This is a genomic window from Hydrogenophaga sp. YM1 (genome assembly GCF_016903055.1).
GTDB lineage: Bacteria > Pseudomonadota > Gammaproteobacteria > Burkholderiales > Burkholderiaceae_C > Hydrogenophaga > Hydrogenophaga borbori.
On record NZ_CP070223.1, the window covers coordinates 4,165,531 to 4,185,120 of the forward strand.

The following is a 19,590-nucleotide window of genomic DNA, read 5'->3' on the forward strand; positions in this document are numbered from 1 at the left end:
CGCCATGAATGCTGCAGATGCTGCGACCCTTCACAGCTTCCAGGTCGAGGAACGCCCGCTGATGGCCATGGAGATGGTCGACAACACGCAAGGCGCCTGGGGCGAGGCCGACCCGCTAGTGGACCGACTAAAACGCTGGGCGGGCGATGCGTATTGGCAATTGCTGTCACATCACAAGGGTCACGTGGTCAGGCAAACGAACCATGGACTGATGATGGAATTCGCCGACGCTCGCCATTGCGTGCAAGCTGCCTTTGCGCTGAATCAGTTGGCCGATGCCGTGAACGCGCGAGCCAACGCATCGAAACGACTGCAATTGCGTGCTGGAGCTCATCTGGCCAGCTACGGCCTTGGTCAACGCGAGCCCGTCGATCGGGACGTGCAGCTGACCTCGGAGCTAACGGCATTGGCCGAGCCTGGGGAAATCCTGGTCACCGCGGAATTGCGCGACCGGCTGGCCAACGGCCTCGATGCCGATTTCGAGGATCTGGGCCATTGGGTGGAATCATTTGTTCAACCTGTGCGCCTGTTCCGTGCTCACTCGAGACACGAAGCGCTCCCTGACCGCCTCGCTGCAGTGGACAAGGACCTTCGCCCGACCCTGGCCGTCATTCCCTTTCAGGCCAGCGTGCCAGAAGTCAAGCACTGGATACTCGGCGAACTGATCGCCGACGGCGTGATCGCACGTTTGTCCCACAGCATCGGCTTGCGCGTGATCGCGCGGCAATCCACGTCTGCCTTGCGTGGCAGCGGCGAGCTCGCTGAGATCGAACGACACTTGGGTGCGACCTTCATCTTGTCGGGCAGCTACCGCACTCACAACAGCACACTCGTCGTGACCGCCGAACTTGCTGAAGCACGCAGCCACACCCTGCTATGGACCGGTCAGTTGCAACACGCGCTGAACGACCTGCTGCAAGAACAAAGCGAACTTCTGCACGAGCTGGCGCGCATGGTGGCGCAGGCCCTGGACAAGGCGCAGGTGAACCAGGCCTTGACGCGCCCACTGCCAAGTCTAGACAGCAGCTTTCTGATGCTCGCCGGCATATCGATGGTGCACAGCCATTCCAGCAAGGCCTTCGACCGCGGGCGCGAAGTCTTGAGCGCCTTGACAGAGCGGCATCCCGAACACGCATTGCCCCGCGCATGGTTGGCCATGTGGCATGCCTTGAACGTAGTGAAGGGAACAAGCGGCAATGCGGCTCGTGACATTAAGCTGGCGCGCGAACAGACGCTGTACGCGCAGCAAGCTGAGCCCAACAATGCGATGGCCCTTGCGGTCGAGGGCTACATCCACTGCCAGTTGCTGGGTAATCCTCAGCAGGCGAACAGTTACCTGACGTCGGCCGTCAAGGCCAATCCCAGCGAACCCATGGCTTGGCTGTTCAAGAGCCTTTGTTCGGCCGCTTGGGGATCTAGCTCCTTGTCCGTGACCGAGGCGTATGTCGCACGATCCCTCTCGCCGGTCGACCCCTTGCAATACTTCTTCAACCTGCTCACGGGCAACGCCTTGCTGGCCGACCACCAATTGGAACAGGCGCTCGCCTGTGGCCGCCTATCCCTGAGGGCCAACAAACACCATGTTCCCACGCTGCGATTGCTTCTAACAGCCTACGCGGAGTTGGGGAAAATCGACGAGGGCAAGGCCATCATGGCCCAGTTGCGAGCCGAGGCGCCAGAACTGACCGTCTCGTCGTACGTCTCGATGGGCAGCAACGAAAGCCCACTGCGCCAGCGCATCGCCCATGCCATGCGACAACTGGGACTTCCCGAGACTTGAGTATCCGACCCCCGTCAACCACGCCCTCTCTTTACAGAACGCTCTCGTTATTGCCCCATCTTGCAAGCTGCCGACGCCCCCGATTCAAACCATCGATTCGTAGAGCACCCGCTATTGGCGATCGACATTTCTGGGCACGACCCGGGCGCATCGAGTGGAGAAGAAGTACCCGCAAAGCAGTGGCTTCGATGGATAGGAGATGCAGACCGGCGCGTATTGTCGCATCACGGCGGTCAGATCGTCAGGAACATAGGCACAGGGCTTTTGATGGCCTTCGAAAATGTTCGTGACTGCGTGCAAGCCGCATTTGCACTAAACCAGTTGGCAGATTCCCTGAATGCGCGAGTCGATGAGTCCAGGCAACTGCACTTGCGCACCGTTGCCCATCTGGCCCACCACCTCAGCGATCAGGATGAGCCGCTCGATGGGGACATGCAATCGATCTCGGCACTAACCACCTGGGCCGGACCCGGAGACGTTCTGGTGACTGCCGAACTGCGCGACAGGCTGGCCAACGGTCTCGATGCAGACTTTGAGGACTTGGGGCTACGTGCCGGGCGGCTTGATCAAACAGTTCGCCTGTTTCGTGCCCGCCCAAAATGTTCAGACGTCTCGCTCCGCGCAGCGGTGGCATTGGGCAGCGACCCTCGACCGGGATTGGCCGTGGTACCTTTTCGGGCAGACACTGCGGAATCTATGCACTGGGTGATCGGCGAACTGATTGCCGAAGGGGTCATCGCGCGCCTGTCCCATAGCGTTGGATTGCGGGTGATTTCCCTGCGGACTACCTCCGTCTTGCATGACGCCAAAGAGCTCCACAAAATCAAGCTCCATCTGGGTATCGACTTTGTTTTCTCGGGGCGCTACAGCATTCGCAACCGCCAACTTATCGTCACTGCCGAACTCGTCGAGTTGCACAGCCAGTGTTGACGATCACCCAATACTGACCCGTCGTGATCATTCAAATTTGACCCACCCTCAAGGCTACCTGACGGCAGCCGGTTCTGTGGATAAGTCCTTGTCTGGACTCTCCGTCTTAGCTCCTTTCTTTCGTTTGCTGGTGGTTGGTGAGCGCGCAGCGCTCGTGCTGCTGTGCCTGAAGCGCCAGGACTCGTTTCCCGTCTCCACGATGTGGCAGTGATGCGTGAGGCGATCGAGCAGCGCAGTGGTCATCTTGGCATCGCCGAAGACCTGGCTCCACTCCCCGAAGCTGAGGTTGGTGGTGATGACCACGCTGGTGTGCTCGTAGAGCTTGGAGAGCAGGTGGAAGAGCAGCGCACCGCCCGACTGGCTGAACGGCAGGTAGCCCAGCTCGTCCAGGATGAGCATGTCCACGTACATCAGGCGGTGTGCGATCTGCCCGGCTCTGCCCTGGGCTTTCTCGATCTCCAGCGCGTTGACCAGCTCCACCGTGGAGTGGAAGCGCACCCGCTTGCCGTGGCGGTGCACGGCTTGAACACCCAGGGCTGTAGCCAAGTGCGTCTTGCCGGTCCCAGGACCGCCGATGAAGACCACGTTGTGGGCCGAGTCGGTGAAGCTGCTCGTGTGCAGCTTATTGATCAACTCCGCGTCGATGGCGCTGCCCTCGAACTCGAAGCTGGCCAGATCGCGGTGCGCGGGGAAGCGCGCGGCCTTCATCTGGTAGCTGATGGAGCGAAGCTCGCGCTCAGCACCTTCTGCGCTGAGCAGTTGCTCGACCAGGGCTTCCGGCCCCAGCGCCGAGTGGCGACAGCGCGCCACCAGCTCAGGCCAGTTGGCGGCCATGCCGTGCAGCTTGAGCGCCTTCAGGCGTGCAACGATCTCGGTGCTCATGCGCGCACCTCCCGCAGCCGGTCGTAGCGCTGCACGTCAGCACGCGGCTCCTCCCGCAGCGCCGGGGTGTTCGCCTCCAGCGGCTGCAGCACAGGCAAGCCCTCCTTGAGGCGGGCCAGCACGTTGAGCACGTGCTCGGCGCTTGGGCGCTGCGCCTCCAGCGCCACCTCCGCAGCCACGATCACCGCTTCCAGGCCGTGCACGGGAACAGCGGCGAGCACCTGCGTCATCACCCGGACTCCACCGGCGTGGCGCAGCAAGTGCCGCTGCAGCGCCTGCAGCGCCTCAGGCATGGTCTTGAACGGTGCGCCGTTGCGCAGCGCCCCGGGCTTGGTCTGCACCAGATCGATGTAGTGGCGCCAGTCGTAGACAGTCTGCTCGCGCTCGAAGCAGCGCACATGGCGCGCCACCTCCACCCCTTCAGCCACCAGCACGAGCTCGCGCGGGTACACCCGCAGGCTCAGGATCGCGTTCACGTGGCGGGTGGGCACGCTGTAGCGGTTGCGCTGGAAGTGGATCAGCCCGGTGGCCGAGACCCGAACCGGTTGCTCGACATAGCCATCAAAGGGCTTTGGGCAAGGCATGAGGCGCGCCTGCTCGTCCTGGAACACCTCGGCCACGGTGAGCTCGGGCCACTCGGGGTGGGCACTGTCCTCCCAGCACTGGCGGCAGCGCTCGCCCAGCCAGGTGTTGAGCGCCTCCAGATCCGCCCAGCGCCGCTCGGCGGCCTCGCGCCAGACCTGGCGGCGCCGGTCCTGCACGTTCTTCTCCACCACCCCCTTCTCCCAACCCGAGGCCGGGTTGCAGAACTCTGCATCGAACAGGTAGTGCGAGCACATGGCGGCAAAGCGCACGTTCACGCTGCGGGCCTTGCCCGTTCCCACCTTGTCCACAGCGGTCTTCATGTTGTCGTAGATGCCGCGCCGCGGCACTCCGCCGAAGGCGGCAAACGCCCGGGCGTGGGCATCGAACAGCATCTCGTGGCTTTGCGCCGGGTAGGCCGTGAGCCAGAACGCGCGCGAGGCGGCCAGCTTGGTGTGCGCAACCTCCAGGCGCCGGCGCAGGCCACCCACGAAGACGTACTCGCAGCTCCAGTCGAACTGGAACGCATCGCCCAGCTCGAAGCTCATCGGCACGAACGCCGCGCGCCGGGGCGCGTTGGCTTGCTGCTCGCGCCAGCGGCGCACCCACACCGCCACCCGCGGGTAGCTGCCCTTGTCGCCGAGTGCGCGGATCTGCTCGAACAGCCCCTTGGCGGTGCGCCGCTCGCGCGCCGCGCGGTGCTGGTCGGTTCGCAGCGCCGCCTCCAGGTGCTGCGCCCAGGCGTCCACGACGCTGACCTCGCTTCGCTTGGGGTACTTCGGCTCGGTCACGTCCTGCTGGCGCAACCACCCTCTCACCGTATTCCTGGACAGCCCGGTGACTCGGCTGATCTCCCGGATGGACTTCCCATCCCTCAGGTGCATTCGCCTGATCTTGGCCAACATGCCCACGTTGATCACTCCTGGTTCCCCTGCTCAAACATTGAGCAGGGCAGTGTCTACACGTGGGTCAGATTTGCTCGATCGCGCCCCTTACAGGTGGGTCAGTTTTGAATGATCGTCAACAACCAGGCCTAACCGTGTCGTCCTACCTCTCTATGGGCAGCGCTGAAAACCCGTTGCGCCAGCGCATAGCCAAGGCCATGCGGCAATTGGGTTTGCCTGACAATTGAGCACGCATTGCGCGCAATTGTCGCCCCTCTAAGCCGCCGCCAGTTGATCTCGTTGGGGCCAATGAGCGAGGGCTTGCCGATTCCCAGGAATGGCTTGACGCAGCGCCAACGCGAGTGCTTCACGGGACGCGCCTGTGATGCTTCGTCCAAGGCTTGAATGCTCAATCGGCAGATGTGGTCCTGCAAATCCGTCGACAGCGAATAGTGTTTGCCCTCCTCCGGTGTGAACCGCAGAAACAATGGGCCGCAGGAGGTGTCGTTGGTGTAAGTGGTGGCCGCGAAGGCGATCGCCTGGCCAGCGGGGTAGTGGGTGATCTTGGTCCTTGGAAGTTTCTCGATCCGATTGAGATTGCCCAAGGACATGAAATTGGCCAGACCATGAAAGCGCTGTACTGAAGCAGGGAGCATCTCGCGCCTTCTGACACGGGCGACCATGTCCTCGGATTCGGGCTCACACAGCTTGTCTCCCACACGCCGCTGAAAGACCGCGGTCGCCACGGAGTTCGTCGTGAACTCGACGACGGCGCTTCCTGGCGGAGGCGCGGAGCCCACCTCATCTTCGATCGCTTGTTCGTCGTCGGGATAGTACTGAACAGGCGGAGCGGCGCACCTCGTCAGTGCGGCACCAATGGCAACCGCCACGCAGGTCATCAACAGCCTGATCCGGCCACAGGTTTCGGCGTTCAGTGTCCCCATCACATCAGTTCGGGAAAATCACTTTGATCCGCTCACATTCCGAATCGGTGAGATAACACACCTAGGGTTTGCCCGGCGAACCGAAACTCGCAGAGCGCCCACCAAGTTCCTGAATTATTCACCGAAGCTGGCACAGTAGCGGTGGGCGACAAGCCGATCAATCCAACAAATCCACTCAATATTCATCACTCATCAGAATTGAAAACATCTTTCTCAAAACCGACCCCGCGCAAACGATACATCTCACGGATTTCGTTAGAAAATAAAATATTCAGAGGCGCACTGAATGCAGACCAACTCAGGAGATGGTATCTCGCCACCAACTCTTCCAGCAATGGAGTGGCACAAAACAGTACGCTGACCCATAAATCAGCGTTTTCCACGGCTGAGTTCAGATGAGGGGCATTTTGACGCAAAAGCTCACAAAGCCCTTCGGGTGACATTTCGTGAAATGATGGCTGATGCGGAGAAACTTGAATCAACCCGACGACTAGATTCCGATAGATAAAACGCACCGTTGCAAGCGCCCAGTCTTGGGCCCTCTTCCCATCTTGCCCGCCATATAGGTTATGTAGTGCGCTCGTCGCTGTAAAGTCGTCCAGGCAGGCATAAATTAACGACGCCTGATATGCTCGAAAGATGTCCTGATTTTTACTCATGTCAATTTCTCGGGAATTTGAATTTAGCAGAAACACCATTATTCTGCGCTCGAACACCGGCATTATTGATATCGACACTTGCCGTATCAGAATCGGTACGCGTACCTTGACCACTCGGACGATACAAGATAGTGGTCCCACCGGGAAGTTTTGCCAACCAACTCCCCGGCCCTGTAATCCCCGGAGTTATTGAAACCGGCTGTTGTCCGTTGAATGCGTCCCGAGCAAAATCTTCAGCGGTCTGGTCAGGATTTGGTGTCGGAGGCATCGGCACAGGAGTTCCAAGTCCGCCGATCCCGGAAGGCAACTGGCCATCCGAACCAAGAATGGAAGGCGGGATTCCTTGATTCAATACGATCGTAGATCCTGCGCCATTCTGAGTCGCCGGGCTCACCGTTGCGCCCGCTTCGGCAACAGGGCCTGCGATGACGTTGGGAGGCGTGCCCAGCGGGTTCACCGTGGCCCCCGGCTTCGTCGTGCTGACGTCACCTGCCGGCCCGGCAATGGGACTGGCGGTGTTGACTCCTGAGGGATTGGGGTTGGTGCCGTCGAACCCCAGTATCTGTGCGAGGTCAGCCGGATCGACCAATGACGCCACCTTCGCCACGAGCGCCGCCCCTCCCATGCGCAAAGCGTTCAGGCACGCGGGTGAACTCAGGCATGCCCGAGCCGCTGCCGCACCGCCGGCGACGACCCCGTCCACCAGTATCGGAATCGCCATCACTGCGTTGTGCGAGGCCTCGTTCAAACCCGCTGAGGCACCTGCCGAGCCGCCCACCGCGGCACCGGCGCCCAGTGCACCGAGTTGCGTAATGGCTCGCGCAGCCTCGTCGGGCACGCCTTGTGACTGCAGAAACGCCTGGAGGTGTGGTGCGCCGGCGCTGCTCAATGCCGCCGCGGAGGCGCCTTCGATGCCACCCGCGAGTCCGCCGACCAAGGCGTGTCCTGCCGCCCGGCAAGCCCCGTCGGGCCCCCAGCAGTGCGCGGCCTCCTCGTCACCCGCCTTGACGGCGTCTTCGAACTGCCGGTTCGCGTAGTCGCGCCACGCCGGCACGGCCTGCTGCCCAAAGCCCTGGGTGATGTCCACCTGGGCCTCGACCTCGTCTTCACAGTTCTAAGGATCACGCCTTGAATGTCGGACAAGGCAAATCTAGCGCCGTTGCTGCGAGTTCGATCAGGCCCCAAGCACGTGCCGAAGGCTTGTAGCTGCCGTCCTCTATCTCAGCGGCAAGGCTGTCAAAAGCTAGCGCGCACTCGCCAGCGTTCGTGTACTCCTTAACCCAGCGAATCGCGAAATCACGAATGCGCTCACCGTCCGCAGCAAGGATTGCGAGCAGTAGCGGCTCAGGAGACTCATTGGTCTTCATGGGCCCATACGACTGGGTACGTCAGGAAGGAAATTCAACTTCAATCGACTTGTGTTCCGGATCGGCGAGAAAGCGCACATAGGTTTGTACGGCGAGCTTGTATTGGGCGAAGCTGACCTCGCCGCCTTCGCCTTGGCTGTACAGGCCCTCGAACCAGACCTTGTCGGGGGTGATGTAGGCCACCCAGGCGTTGCCGTCGGATTCGATGTAGGCGATTTCACCCGCTTCGATGCGGCAGATCTCCTTGAGCGCGATTGCCCCGGAGCCTTCGGCGGTTTGGATGTCAGACATGATCGCGCTGCACATCATCCGGAATTGAGGCTCACAGAGTTCCCAGCGAGATCCAGAAGACTGCGCATGCGTGTCAACAACCTCAAGCCATCTTCCGATCCACTTCTTCGACGGATCGGCATCGGCCACATGCTCGACCAAGGTGGCACGCAACAACAAGCTCATCAGAGTTCCTATTTGGTAGGGTAGAAGGTCGTTCGCGTCGGGGTAACGAATCCTTCAATGACCACCCCACTTGGCGATGTTCCTTGCCACTTAGTGGCATCCAGCATTTGCTTGCTCTTGAACGCCTCCGACACCTCATACTCGATGCGCGCCTGGGACCACGAAGGCGGGAAGAAAGTCGAGTTTCGAACCTTATCCACCCACGCCCCCTTTGCCGCATCCCAAATCTGCACCGGTGCCTCATATGTTCCGTTGGCGTTGTATTTGATCTCAGCTCCGGGCTGTATGCGCGCCTCCCCCTCAGCTGCGAACTCCGCGTGATAGCCAGTGGCCTTGCCCTTGGCATTGACCTCGCCCGTGAGCACGTGGTCCATGTCGAAGTTGTTCTGCTGCAGTACCTGCCGATCCGTCTTGGCGAGGTACTCCGCATCCCTGCTGGTGTCGGGCAACATCTTTGCCCAATCGCCCAGTTCGGTTTTCAGTCGCCCACCCTGGGCCGCACTGGCCGCCCGTTGAGCATCCTCCGCTGTGGCCCCAGCCATCTTGACCGCTTCGCCGCCCTTGAAAATCGCCCGCAACCCTTCCACCGCCGGTTCACCGACCTTCTTGAGCACCCCTCCCGCCAGCGGCACCACGCCCACCGCCGTCCAGAAGCGGCTGACCTCCTCGCCGCTGACGCTGCTGCGCCCGGTGATCAGCTGCATCAGCGATTCGCCCGTGCCGTAGAACGGCGCCAGTTCAACGGCCAGTTGCGCCAGCCGCTGGGCCTGCTCCTCGGTGAGATAGCCGCGCTTGCCGATTTCGGCCAGGGTGCCCGCGGCCTCCAACTTGGCCATCTGCTGGTCGATGCGTCGGAAGTCCTCGGCCGTGCAGTTCACACCGCATTCATTGGTCAAGCGCGCGTTCTCCTGGCTCACCCTGCGATTGACCTCCCGGTAGGGGCTGTGAGAAACGTAGTTGTGGGCGGTCTGGTTCAACGAGGCCGCAGCCCCCGCTTCACCTCCCACCGCGCCCAGCGCCATGCCCGTCAACTGCGTGGCGGCCTGGCGCACCGGTTCGGGCAGGTTCAAGTCCGCGATGGTCTCGCCCACCACCGGCACCAGAGCCGCACCAGCCCCCGCCCCCACCGCGCCTTCGACGCCACCCGTGAGCAAGCCGATGGCCGTGTGCAAGCCGACGCGGTACTCGCCCCCTTCGTCCCACTTGTGCGCTTCTTCTTCGTTGCCCTCTCGGCGCAAGGCCACCGCCTTCTTGTCGGCAAAGTGGGACGCCGCCGGCACGGCCTGCTGACCGAATGCCTTGGTGATGCCCACCTGGGCATTGACTTCGTCCTTGACCTGCTCCTCGTCGAAGATTGGCGCGATGCCGCTCTGCGCATCACCTGTGCGGGCGTCCTTGTCGCCCGCGATGCCCGTGATGGCGGCTTTGGTGGTGCTGCTGGCCTGCCCCTTGTCCGAGCCCACCCCCGCGCCGCTGCTGCCCAGCTGGCCGCCCACGCCAACGGTCGCGCTGCTGGAGTGGGCCTTGTAGCTGGCCTCGTTCTGCACGTCCTGCAGCTCGACCCCGCCGTCGCTGGCGAAGTGGTTCCTGCCCTCCTCCAGCGCCGCCTGCGTGCTCGTGATCGCCCCGCCCTTGAGCACGGTCTTGCCCTTGACCCGGACATCAAACCCACCATCGCCCGCGCGCATGCCGCTCTGCTCGGTGACGCTGGCGTACTCGCTGTGAATGTCCGTGGCGCCGCTGCTGAAGGAGGCACCCCCCGCATTGGCCCCGAAGCTCACGCTGCCACCGGCTTGGCGGCTGCGCTCGTGGTAGCTGGCCCTGTCCTGCAGGCTCTCGATGTGCAGGTCACCCTGGACATCGCCCTCGATGCGCGGGGCGCTGATCACCGCACCGTCCAGGGCGGTGTCGCCCCCGGACTCGACCACCACCTTCTCTGCCGCCGTGACGTGGGTGTTGGTGTGGCTGATGGCCTGCCCCTCGGCGTGGCCACGCCCCGCGCTGGCGCTGGCGGTGACGCCCCAGCCGGAGTTGGCGCCGCCCAACTGCCAGCCGATGCCCACGCTGCCCGAGCGGTTCTCGCTCTCGGTGCGCTCCTGCACGGTGTTCTGTGCCGCGCCCAGGTCCACGTTGCCCTCGGCCTTCAGGTGCACGGTCCGGCCCGCGTTGAGCTCGCTGCCGCGGACCTGGATGTCGCTGTCCTGGCCGGCCCCTTCGGCGATGAACGTCACGTTGCCACCGGCGTAGACGCGGCTGCCCTGCGCGCTGTCGGCGCTGCCTTCGCTGGTGCTGCGGCTGCTGGAGGCGCCGACGCTGAAGTTCACGCCCGCGCCACCCGTGGCGTCTCCATTGCCCTGCGCCTGGGCCGCCGCCCCCATGCCCTGCTGCACCTGCAGCCCCGCCGTGGCCGCGCCCAGGGCCTGCAGGCGCCGGTCGCCGGTCTTGCCAAGCGCCTCCACGGTGTCGGCAAAGCCCTGCATGGCCTGCACCGGCGCGCCGCTCAGGCCCACGGTGAAGCCGCTCTGGCTCATCTTGTCTTGCTGCCAGCGCCGCTCGCCGGTGCGCGCGTCGCTGACCCGCGCGGCCTGGGCGTGCACGTCGATGTCGCCCTGGGGGGCCAGCAGGTCCGAGCCCACCTGCTCGTAGGTCTGGCCGGCGTGGATGTTCACGTTCCCCTGAAGGGAGCCCAGCGTGCTGCCCGCCGCGCCACTGCCGGAGGCGTTCTGTTCGCTGCTGCGTTGCTGGCTGCCCAGGGTGAGGCCCGCGCCGCTGCCGAAGACGCCGCTGCTCCTGTCTTGCTGGAAGCGCTCCTGGCGGTGCTCGGTGCGCTGTGCCAGCACGCGCACGCTGCCGCCGGCGTTGACGTCCAGGTCCTGATCGGCCACGGCGTGCGAGCCCTGGAAGGTGATGTCGCCGTCGGCGCTGAGGTCGATGTGGCGCCCACCCAGCGCGCTGCCCTGGGCCTGCGTGTGGCTGTCCAGGCGGCGGGTTGTGGTGCTGGAGGCGCCCAGGATGTCGCTGCTCTTGGCGTGCAGCCCGTGCTCGACCTGGTAGCGGGCCTCGCCGGCGTCGATGTCCAGGTTGCGCCCGGCGTGCACGCGCAGGCGCCCGTTGGCCGGGTCTTCGTCGTAAGGGGACTGGGCGGGCTGGTCCCGGCCGTTGGGGTCCGCGTTGTTGGGGTCCGCGTTGTTGGGGCCTGCGTTGTTGGCCGGATCCCCGTTGGCCTGCACCTGCGCGGCGCGCATCTGCACGTCCCGCTCGGCCGAGAGGTTCACTTGCCTGCCAGCGACCCAGCTGCCCACCTCGGCGCTGCGCTGCACCCGGCCGTAGTTGCTCTCGTCTCGGGTGGCGTCCAGCGCTTCTCGGGTGTCCACGGTCCCCAGGCGCATATCGCGATCGGCGTGCATGTCCACCCCGTCGGCCTGAGCGCCCGCGCCCAGCAGCTCGATGTCGCGCCCGGCGTGGGCGATGAGCTGGCCGGCCGGGCCGCTCACGCTCAGGCGGGCCACCCGATCGAGCACCTCGGTCTGGCCGTCGGTGCCGTCGGTGCCGTCGGCGCTGTGGGCCGTGGTGCTGCTCACTTTGAGGTCTCGCCCGGCGTCCAGCAGCAGCGCGTCTCGCGCGCTCAGCTCACCGCCCCGCACGTCGATGTCGTCCTGGGTCCTGAGCGCGGTGACGCCCTCGCTGCGGATGCGCCCGCTGCTTTGAATCCCTTGGGCGTCAATGAGCACCAGCTCGCGCCCGGCGATCGTGCCGCCGTTGAGCAGCGCGCCGCTGAGGTTCAGCTGCACCTGGCGCCCGGCGATCAGGCTGCCATCGGGGGCCAGGTCGCCGGGCCTGGGCATGAGGTAGACCTTGGGCACCAGAGCGGTCTGCTGGCTGCCGTCGGGCAGCGTGACAACCTGGGTCTCCAGCCAGACGATGTCGCTGGTGAGCGCGGCCACCTGCTCGGCCGTGAGGGCGATGCCCGGGCGCAGCTGGTGGGCCTGGGCATAAGTGGCGCCGGCCTCCAGGAGCGCCATGTATTGCGCTTCGTCGTCGCTGAAGTCGCCCAGGAAGCGCTGGCCGGTGAGTTGCGCGATCTGCTCGCGCACCAGGCGCTGTTCGACGAAGCCGTCGCCCAGGCGTTTGTGCAGGGTGCTGGGGTCGACGCCCAGCAGGGCCAACTGGTGGTCCGAGCTCAGCCACTGGCGCCGCTCGGCAAAGCGCGGGTCGGTCTCGATGAGGTAGGTGGCCGCGGGGTTGGCCGCCGGCTTGAACAGGGCGTTCCTCAGGTCCACGGAGGGCGCCGTGGGCGCGTCGGCGGCGCCTTGCTCCTGGCGCAGCGCGCTCACCTTGAGCGAGAGGGGGATGCGCTGGTCGATGGGGGTCTGCACCCAGCCGTAGTGGGTCTGGCAGGTGAGCCCTTCGCAGGTGTGGTCGACCACGCCCCAGGTGTAGGCCGTGCCGCGGCGGGTGAGGCTGGCGGCCACCTCGCTGGCCTGGTTGTCCACCGCCGCGCCCGGCGTGTTCAGCACGCCGCCGGCCACGATCTCGCTGTCTTGGTTGCTGAGCCGTTCGCTCGCGTCGATGCGCATGCCGCCGCCCGAGAGGATTTGCCCGGGCTCGCTGTGCACGGTCTTGAGCGTGGGGCGGGTTTCGGTGACGGTTTGGTAGATGTCGAAGGGGCGCAGCTCGGCGTTGATGGCGCCTCTCACCGCCCCGAGCGTCTCGCCCAGCGCCACCCAGGGGGCGGCCTGGGCCTGCCAGGCGGCGAGTTCGCGCTGGTAGGCGCTCAGGTCCACGGGGACGGCGCCGTCGGGAACTGGCGGGCGGGGCATGGGGCCCGGAGGCTCGCCGGGCGGTGGGGCCACGCCCAGGGCGGCCCAGATGGGGTCGCCGCGGCGGTAGTTGAACTGCGCGTCTTGCCAGACCTGGGCCTCGCTGTCTCCACTGCCCACGGTGACGATGCCGGCGGCGACAAAGGGCTCGGGGCCGTGGTACCAGGCATTGAAGCGCGGGTCGCTCACGCCCAGGGCCTCGGCGCTGGCCCGGGTGAGGATCCAGGGGCGGCCATAGCGCACGTAGTCGTTCCAGCCTTCGCTGCCCTGCATCAGCGAGAGGGGTTTGACGGCCATCCAGGCGATCTCGCTCGCATCGACTTCGCCGCTGGGGGTGAAGTACAGGGTGCGGGTGGTGGTGGTGCCGCCGTCCGTGGTGACTTCGGTCTGCAGGTGCTCGTTGGCGTTGATGAGCACGCGCGCCTTGACGTCCAGCTCACCCAGGGCTTCGATGCGCGCGCTGCGGTTCTCGATGCGCTCGGCCGCGAGGGCCATGTCCGCGCCGCTGAGGATGAGGCCACCGCGCCGGTTGCTGATGGATTCACGGGCCTGGATGGACAGATCGCCCCGCGCGGCGATGACGGCCCCCTCGCCGTTGTTGACGGTGTCGGCGCCGAGGCCCACGCGCTCGCCCACGATGACGGCGCCCGCGGCGTTGTCCACGCCCTGGGCCTTCACCTGCAGCTCGCCCTCGCTTTGCAGGCTGCCTTTGTTGACGAGCCAGCCGTCGGCGCGCAGCTGCAGCGGGCCGCTCTCGGCGGAGATGACCCCCTGGTTGTTCACGCCCAGCCCGGCCTCGGTGCCGATGAGCTGGATCTGGCCGGCGTACATGCCGCCGACGGCGGCCACGTCCAGCGCGAAGGCGGGGGCCTCGCCCGTGGGCGGGGCCGCGCCCGTGGGCCGCTGGCTGGCCGCGTCGATGGTGTTGGCGCCACTGACGAGCGTCAGGCGCTGCGCCCAGAGCGCGGCGTTGAGCTGCGTGGCGCGCGCCAGGATGGCGGTGGCGTCGGCGCCGCGCGCGTCCAGGCCCGCGCCCTCGACGCGGACTTGCCCGCCCTGCACGAGGTAGGCGTCCAGCGCGCCGCCGTTGAAGACGGGCGTGCCGGTGGTGAGCGTGACGCCGCTGGCGTTGAGGAAGGCCGCGCCGTCGACCTGGATGCCCGAGGGGTTGGCGATGACCACCTCGGCGCGCTGGCCGGCCACTTCAATCGGGCCCTTGAGCCAGCTGGGGTCGCTGGAGTTGACCTCGTTGAGGATGATGCGCGCGCCACCCGTGGCCAGCCAAGGGTTGCCCGCCACCCAGCCGCCCAGCTGGGTCTGCGCCTCGCCGCGGCTGTTGTTCAGGATCGCCCCCGCGGCGCCCACATCGAACTGGCGGTAGCTGTTGCGGCTCACGCCCGCCGCACTGGGCGTCTGGATGTTGACCAATGCCACGCCGCGGCCCGCCGACAGCACCGTCGGCCGCTGGCGCCCCGGCGCCCCCGGGTCGGCCACGATCTGCGGCCAGGCTGGCGTACCGATCGACCAAGCACCCATGGCCACGGCCACCGCCATGGCCATGCGCTGAAACACCATGCGCTGGCGCGTCTTGCTGCTCATCCCCTGCCCCCTGATGCGAGTCACAACGCCGCGCCATGGGCACGGAATGCACGATCACATCAGCGCGAGGCAGAACGCCGAATACCGCCTCAACAGTAGTTGGGGAAAGCTTGAGGGATTCTTGAGGCCAGTCGCACGCCCCGCCCACTGTCGGGGACGGGTTCCATCACAACTCACTCACGGGGTGTTGCGCACCCCGTCGCGCTCACTGGCGCGGCGCGGTGGTCGCAGGCGCGCTGCTGCCCGGCGGCGGCGTCACGACGTTCGAGGGCTGAACGGACGGCTCCGGCGCCAGTCGCTTCAGCTCTTCTTCGGTCAGCACCTCGAATACGCGCACCACGCGCTGCACGCCGTCCACGTTGCGGGCCACGTGGGTGGCGCGCTCGGCTTCCTTGGCGGTGACACGGCCCATCAGATACACCACGTTGTTGGTGGTGGTGACCTTGATGGCGGTGGTGGGGATGTCGCGCGCGTCCACGAAGCCCGCCTTGACGCGGCCCGTGATCAAGGTGTCGGTGGTGCGCTGCGAGAAGCCCGGCGAGTTGATCACCTGCAGCTCGTTGACGATGCTGCGCACGTTGTCCACGCCCGAGACGATGCTCTGGGCCTCGGCCTTGGTGGCCTCGTTCTGCACCTCGCCGGTGAGCAGCACCTGGCGGTTGTAGCTGTTGACGTAGACATTGGCGCGCCCGCCCAGCTGATCGCGGATGCGGCTGCCGGCGCGCATTTCGATGGTCTGGTCCTCCAGCTGCGTGGCCGAGCTGCGGCGGTCGGAGGCCACCAGCGCGGTGCCCACGGCCGCGCCGCCCAGCACCAGCGGCGCGCAGGCGGACAGCACGAGCGACAGGCCGACAGCCCCCAGCACGGCGGTGCCCAGGCGGGTTCGGTTCGCGGAAGGTCGGGTCGTGGTCATGCGGGGTTCTCCGTGTCGATGGGGGTGGAATCGGGCAGGCCGAGCAGTTGGGCGTCGAGGCCGTCGGCCAGGCAGTGCAGCACCAGCAGCTGCACCTCGAGCACGCGCGAGGCTTGCTCGTGGGGGACGCCAATGTGCACGTCGGTGTCGCGCAGCAGGGCGGCCACGCGGCCACCGCGCGCGCCGGTCAGGGCCACCACGGTCATCTCGCGCTCGTGCGCGGCCTCGATGGCGGCCACCAGGTTGCCGGCCTGGCCGTCGGTGCTGAAGACCAATAGCACGTCGCCCGCGAGGCCCAGGGCATGGATCTGGCGCGCGAAGACCTGTCGGCCGTCGAAATCGTTGGCGATGCCGGTGAGCACGGCGGCGTCGGCCGACAGGGAGTGCGCGGCCAGGCCGGGGCGGTCGCGCTCGTGGCGGCCCAGGATGTGCACCACGAACTGCTGGGCCAGCGCGGCACCGGCGCCATTGCCGCAGGCCAGCACCTTGCCACCGCCCGTGAGGCCGGCCAGCAAGGCCGACACCGCGCCCTCGACCAGAGGGGCGAGCACCGGCGCGCTCTGGTACTTGAGGTCGGCGCTGTCGATGAATTGCTGTTGAATGCGCTGCAAGAGCATGGGCGCGATGATAGCCGTGGGCCTCGTGTCAAAAAGAAAACGGATCGCTGGCGTCGAATGCCGCGCGCAGCCACTGAAGCTCCCCGCCGTCGCCGTGGATGAGCACGGCGTCGAAGCGTGCACGTGGCATGGACCGCTGCCGCGCCAGAAAGTGCCGCGCCGCGAACACGATGCGCCGGCGCTTCGTGGCATCGATGCTCGCGGCCGCTCCGCCATAGGCCCCTGATCGGCGCTGGCGCACCTCGACGAAGACCAGCGTGCCGTCGGGCTCCCGCATAATCAGATCGATCTCGCCGCCGCCGCGCCCGGGCGTGCGGAAGTTGCGCTGCACCAAGCTCAGCCCCTGGCCTTGCAGGTGCGCCAAGGCCCTGTCCTCGGCCCGCTGGCCGGCCTCGCGCGCCGGCTTCGGCGCCCCTGATGGAAACCACCGCACGTGTCACCCCCTGCCCTTGAACTGCTCCACGCCGCGCGCGCCGCGGCGGGTGCGCAGCATTTTCCGCAGGGCGCGCTGTACATGCTGGCCACCCCTATCGGGAACCGCGCCGACATCGGCCTGCGCGCCCTGCACGTGCTCGACCTGGCCGACTGCGTGGCCTGCGAGGACACGCGCCACACCGCCGCGCTGCTGCAGTCCTATGGGCTGCACAAGCCGCTGATCGCGGCGCATGAGCACAACGAGAGCGAGGCCGCGGTGCGCGTCGTCGCCCTGCTGCGTGAAGGCCAGCGCGTGGTGTACGTGAGCGACGCCGGCACGCCCGGCGTGAGCGACCCCGGCGCGCGCCTGGTGGCCGCCGTGCGCGACGCCGGCCTGCGCTGCGTGCCAGTGCCCGGCCCCAGCAGCCTGACAGCGCTGCTGAGCGTGAGCGGCCACACGGGCTGGGACGGCGGTTTCCGCTTCGCCGGCTTCCTGCCGGCCAAGGGCGCGGAGCGTCAGCGCGGGCTGCAAGCCATCGCCGATGATCCACAGGCCTGTGTCCTGCTCGAAGCGCCGCACCGCATCGAGGCGCTGGCGCGCGACCTGGCCGCGGCCCTGGGGCCCCGCCCGATCACGCTGGGGCGCGAACTGACCAAGCAATTCGAGGAGGTGGTGCACCTGGCGGCCCACGCCCTGCCGGGCTGGCTGGCGGGCGACGCGAACCGCATCCGCGGCGAGTTCGCGCTGCTGGTGCACCCGCGCGAGGGTTCATCCCCCGAGGACGACGCCTTGCCCGAAGCCGCCCTGCGCGTGCTCGACCGCCTGCTCGCGGACCTGCCGCTCAAGGCCGCCGTGAAAGCGGCCGCCGACATCACCGGCGCGCCGCGCAACGCGCTGTACGAGGCGGCGCTGGCGCGCCGCGCGCCACCGCCTCAGGGCTGAGGCCGGCGCGGCTCCTCGACCTCGCGCGCATCCACGTCCACCACCTCGCCGCGCGGCGCAGCGCCCGGCGCGGCCGGGCCGGCGCGCCACACGCCCTGCGAGTACTGGCGCGAACGCTCGCGCATGCGGCCGAACACCACCAGCGGCGCCGGCCGGCGCCCGGTGAACAAGGCCCACAGCGACATGCCCGCCACGGCGAGCACCGAGGCCAGCAACAGGCTCACCAGGAAGACCGCCGCGGCCAGGCCCAGCGCCAGGCGCAGAGCAAAGCCCGCGACGCGGCCCAGCAGATCGGCAACAGGATTCATGGGTGAGAGAGCGGATGGGGTCACGTGAGTTCCGGCGTCCCGCGGCGGAAATGCGGGCGAATCCGGCACCTGGGGGCGGGCACGGCCATTGCAAGGCCCGCCCGTCGGCGGCATTCGTTCGCCACCAGGGACTGCTATTCTCCCCCACGCCCATGAAATCGACCCTGACCCGAACCTTCCTGCGCGGCCTGATCACCTTCCTGCCGGCCGCCCTCACGCTGTACGCGCTGTACCTGCTGGTGGTGTGGACCGAATCGCTGACGCGCGCGCTCATCAGCCCCTTCGTCGGCGACTTCTACCTGCCGGGCCTGGGCATCGTCATCGTGGCGGCGCTGATCTTCGGCCTGGGTGTGCTGGTCTCGCGCCCCGAGGTCGCGCGCGTGCTCTCGGTGGTGGAGCTGCCCTTCACCAACCTGCCGGTGGTCAAGAGCATCTACTCCTCGCTGAAGAACTTCGCCGACTACTTCGCCCCGCACGACAAGGACCACCCGCAGCAGCAGGTGGTCCTGCTGCGCGCACCGGGCGGCGAGATGTCCATCGTCGGCCTGGTGACGCGGCAAAACTTCAGCGGTCTGCCCGGCGCGCTCGGTGAACTCGATCAGGTGGCCGTCTACCTGCCCATGGGCTACATGATCGGCGGCTACACGGTGTTCGTGCCGCGCAGCTGGGTCACGCCGGTCGAGATGTCGGTGGAAGAGGCCATGCGCTCTTCGCTGATCGCCTGGATGGCCTCGGCCCGCGACAACGGCCGCGAGGCCGCGCCCGACACCCCGCCCCCACCGGGGCGCGAACCCTACTGATACGAGGCGGCGCGCGGAACTCACCGGCCACCCGCGCTTCGAAACCGCCATGGCCACCCCCAATCCCGCCCGCACCCGCCGCTCCCTGCTGCTTGGCAGCGCCGCGCTGATCGCCACCCCCGGCTGGCTGAGCGCGGCCATCGCGCAAGGCGGCCTGCGGCCCACGCCCCGCCAGACCGAGGGCCCCTTCTACCCCGTGGCGCTGCCCGCCGACACCGACGCCGACCTGCTGCGCAACGGCCAGGTGCGCTACGGCAAGGGCCAGGCCGCCTGGATCGAGGGCACGGTGGTCGATCTGGACGGTCGGCCCCTGCGGGGCGCGGTGGTCGAGATCTGGCAATGCGATGCGGACGGGCACTACCACCACCCGGGCGACGGCGACCGCGCCGATCCGACCTTCCAGGGTTTCGGCCGCGCGGCGCTGGACCGCGAGGGCCGCTACCGCTTCCGCGCCCTGCGCCCCGTGCCGTACACCGGGCGCACGCCGCACATCCACGTGAAGGTGAAACTGGACCGCATGGAGCTGCTCACCACCCAGCTCTACGTGCAGGGCGACCCCGGCAACCCGCGCGACGGCCTCTGGCGCCGGCTGGACGAGGCCGCCCGCGCGGCGCTCACCCGGCCGTTCACGCCCGACGGCGATGGCGTGAAGGCCACATTCCCCATCGTCGTCCAGGCCTGATAGAGCGCCG

Annotated in this window: 17 protein-coding genes; 5 read left to right on the forward strand and 12 right to left on the reverse strand. The window is 66.8% G+C overall.

Going from position 1 to position 19,590, the window contains the following annotated elements; all coding sequences use genetic code 11:
• Positions 1 to 4: 4 nt before the first annotated feature.
• Both JNX00_RS19600 and JNX00_RS19605 read left to right on the forward strand, forming a co-directional pair.
• A complete protein-coding gene (locus tag JNX00_RS19600) occupies positions 5 to 1,780 on the forward strand; it encodes a hypothetical protein (protein WP_204743353.1) in 1,776 nt (591 codons plus the stop codon).
• 60 nt (positions 1,781 to 1,840) lie between these two features.
• Positions 1,841 to 2,710: a hypothetical protein gene (locus tag JNX00_RS19605; RefSeq protein ID WP_204743355.1), complete on the forward strand. Its 870-nt coding sequence runs from the start codon at positions 1,841 to 1,843 to the stop codon at positions 2,708 to 2,710.
• A 54-nt stretch (positions 2,711 to 2,764) separates the two neighbouring features.
• On the opposite strand, the gene istB is transcribed toward JNX00_RS19605, so the two are convergent.
• The 11 genes from istB to JNX00_RS19660 all read right to left on the reverse strand — a co-directional run bounded on the left by istB (position 2,765) and on the right by JNX00_RS19660 (position 16,866).
• The gene (gene istB / locus JNX00_RS19610; protein WP_054470453.1) at positions 2,765 to 3,592 is read right to left on the reverse strand and encodes an IS21-like element helper ATPase IstB; all 828 of its coding nucleotides are present in this window, start codon (positions 3,590 to 3,592) and stop codon (positions 2,765 to 2,767) included.
• On the reverse strand, positions 3,589 to 5,085 hold the full coding sequence (gene istA / locus JNX00_RS19615; protein WP_204743357.1) for an IS21 family transposase: 1,497 nt from the start codon (positions 5,083 to 5,085) through the stop codon (positions 3,589 to 3,591). Before istA ends, istB begins: the two co-directional genes overlap by 4 nt.
• 122 nt (positions 5,086 to 5,207) lie before the next feature.
• Positions 5,208 to 6,002, reverse strand: a complete 795-nt coding sequence (locus tag JNX00_RS19620) for a hypothetical protein (protein WP_204743359.1) — start codon at positions 6,000 to 6,002, stop codon at positions 5,208 to 5,210.
• Positions 6,003 to 6,187: 185 nt separating this feature from the next.
• Entirely contained in the window at positions 6,188 to 6,661 is a 474-nt protein-coding gene (locus JNX00_RS19625) for a hypothetical protein (RefSeq protein WP_204743361.1), read from the reverse strand.
• Position 6,662: 1 nt separating this feature from the next.
• On the reverse strand, positions 6,663 to 7,748 hold the full coding sequence (locus JNX00_RS19630; RefSeq protein WP_204743363.1) for a hypothetical protein: 1,086 nt from the start codon (positions 7,746 to 7,748) through the stop codon (positions 6,663 to 6,665).
• Positions 7,749 to 7,782: 34 nt separating this feature from the next.
• Positions 7,783 to 8,028 (reverse strand): hypothetical protein, encoded by a 246-nt coding sequence (locus JNX00_RS19635; RefSeq protein WP_204743365.1) that lies wholly within the window; start codon positions 8,026 to 8,028, stop codon positions 7,783 to 7,785.
• A gap of 21 nt (positions 8,029 to 8,049) precedes the next feature.
• On the reverse strand, positions 8,050 to 8,484 hold the full coding sequence (locus tag JNX00_RS19640; RefSeq protein ID WP_204743367.1) for a hypothetical protein: 435 nt from the start codon (positions 8,482 to 8,484) through the stop codon (positions 8,050 to 8,052).
• Positions 8,485 to 8,492: 8 nt separating this feature from the next.
• Complete coding sequence (locus tag JNX00_RS19645) at positions 8,493 to 14,903, reverse strand: hemagglutinin repeat-containing protein (protein ID WP_204743369.1); 6,411 nt, start codon at positions 14,901 to 14,903, stop codon at positions 8,493 to 8,495.
• Between the two features lie 205 nt (positions 14,904 to 15,108).
• Positions 15,109 to 15,816, reverse strand: coding sequence for a BON domain-containing protein (locus tag JNX00_RS19650; protein ID WP_204743371.1), 708 nt, complete (start codon positions 15,814 to 15,816; stop codon positions 15,109 to 15,111).
• The gene (locus JNX00_RS19655) at positions 15,813 to 16,433 is read right to left on the reverse strand and encodes an SIS domain-containing protein (protein ID WP_070399404.1); all 621 of its coding nucleotides are present in this window, start codon (positions 16,431 to 16,433) and stop codon (positions 15,813 to 15,815) included. Before JNX00_RS19655 ends, JNX00_RS19650 begins: the two co-directional genes overlap by 4 nt.
• A 28-nt stretch (positions 16,434 to 16,461) precedes the next feature.
• Positions 16,462 to 16,866 (reverse strand): YraN family protein, encoded by a 405-nt coding sequence (locus JNX00_RS19660; protein WP_070399403.1) that lies wholly within the window; start codon positions 16,864 to 16,866, stop codon positions 16,462 to 16,464.
• 81 nt (positions 16,867 to 16,947) lie between these two features.
• On the opposite strand from JNX00_RS19660, the gene rsmI reads away from it, so the two are divergent.
• Entirely contained in the window at positions 16,948 to 17,790 is an 843-nt protein-coding gene (gene rsmI / locus JNX00_RS19665) for a 16S rRNA (cytidine(1402)-2'-O)-methyltransferase (protein WP_083293207.1), read from the forward strand.
• Here rsmI and JNX00_RS19670 read toward each other — a convergent pair.
• Positions 17,781 to 18,098, reverse strand: coding sequence for a hypothetical protein (locus tag JNX00_RS19670; RefSeq protein ID WP_239478185.1), 318 nt, complete (start codon positions 18,096 to 18,098; stop codon positions 17,781 to 17,783). The genes rsmI and JNX00_RS19670 overlap by 10 nt on opposite strands.
• Before the next feature lie 152 nt (positions 18,099 to 18,250).
• Between JNX00_RS19670 and JNX00_RS19675 the strand changes: the two genes are divergently transcribed.
• Positions 18,251 to 18,898, forward strand: a complete 648-nt coding sequence (locus tag JNX00_RS19675) for a DUF502 domain-containing protein (protein ID WP_070399400.1) — start codon at positions 18,251 to 18,253, stop codon at positions 18,896 to 18,898.
• A gap of 49 nt (positions 18,899 to 18,947) precedes the next feature.
• Positions 18,948 to 19,580, forward strand: coding sequence for a protocatechuate 3,4-dioxygenase (locus JNX00_RS19680; RefSeq protein ID WP_204743373.1), 633 nt, complete (start codon positions 18,948 to 18,950; stop codon positions 19,578 to 19,580).
• Positions 19,581 to 19,590: the final 10 nt, after the last annotated feature.